Origin of the sequence: Micromonospora sp. CP22, assembly GCF_009712475.1 — a bacterium.
GTDB lineage: Bacteria > Actinomycetota > Actinomycetes > Mycobacteriales > Micromonosporaceae > Micromonospora.
The window spans coordinates 1-1,352 of record NZ_VCJO01000054.1; the positions used below are offsets into that span (position 1 = coordinate 1).

Below are 1,352 nucleotides of genomic sequence, written 5' to 3' on the forward strand. Positions count from 1 at the left end.
CCGGTGGTGCCGTTCGCGTTGGTGGGTGAGGCGGATCGGGTGTTGCTGCCCGCCGGACTCACCGACGCCTACCCGGCCACCCAGGCCCAGGTCGGCATGGCCGTGGAGATCACCAAGAACGAGGCCGCGTCGCCGTACCACATCGTGCACACCATGCGGATCGACGACGAACTGCCCTTCGACGAGGCACCGCTGCGCGCCGTGCTCGCCGAGCTGGTCGCCCGGCACGAGACTCTGCGTACCTCGTTCGACCTGACCGGCTACTCGGTGCCCATGCAACTCGTGCACGCCGAGGCCGAGGTGCCGGTCGCGGTCCACCACGGTGCCGCCGACATCGAGGCGTACGTCGCCGCCGAACGGAAGCGACCGTTCGACCTGACGCAGCCGCCACCGCTGCTGCGGGTGGCGGTGCACCAGGAGGACGACCGGTCCTGGTGGCTCACCCTCTCCGTCAGCCACCTGATCACCGGCGGCTGGGACCTGAACCTCCTGCTGGCCGACCTGCTCGACGGCTACCACCGGCGGCGGCGCGGCGAGCAGCCGACCCCGGTCGAGCCGGTGAGCGTCCGCTACGCCGACTTCGTCGCCGCCGAACTGGCCGCGCTCGACTCGTCGGAGGACGCCGACTACTGGCGGCAGGTGGTGGCCGGTCGACCGAAGCTGACCCTGCCCGGCACCCGGACGAACGACACCGGCCCGCTGCGGGTGCACCGCACCGAGATCGACATCGCGGATCTGGACGGCCCGCTGCGTCGACTCGCCAGCACCCTCGGCGTACCCGTCAAGGCGGTCCTGCACGCGGCGCACCTGAAGGTGATGAGCCAGCTCACCAACGAGAGCACCTTCCACAGCGGCCTGGTGTGCGACGCGCGGCCGGAGGTGCGTGGTGCCGAGCGGGTGCACGGCATGTACATCAACATCCTGCCGTTCGGTCACGACCGCACCGCCCGGACCTGGCGCGAGTTGATCACCACCGTCTTCGACCGGGAGGTCGAACTCTGGCCGCACCGGCGCTACCCGCTGCCCGCGGTACGCCGACTCACCGGTGAGGACCAGCACCCGATCGACGTCGTCTTCAACTACACCGAACCTCGTACCAACCCGTCCGATGTGACCGCGCCGGCCGCCGTCACCCCGGGGCGCCGGGCCGACGGGTCGGCGGGTGACCGGCCCGAGCCCGCGACCGCGGCGACCGCCGAGGCGGCGGTGGCCGCCGACGGAGCCGCCACCGAGTTCGCCCTCTCCGTCGGCGCCAGCAAATCCGTGATCCGCCTGGTCGCGGATGCGCGGGTGTTTGGTGGTGGTGGGTTGTCGCGGTTGGCGGGGATGTTCCGGTTGGTGTTGGAGGCGAT

Annotated in this window: 1 protein-coding gene; it reads left to right on the forward strand. The window is 71.3% G+C overall.

Annotated elements, in window-relative coordinates; all coding sequences use genetic code 11:
* On the forward strand, positions 1–1,352 hold a 1,352-nt coding region (locus FF096_RS26175; protein WP_230463005.1), incomplete at both ends, for a condensation domain-containing protein.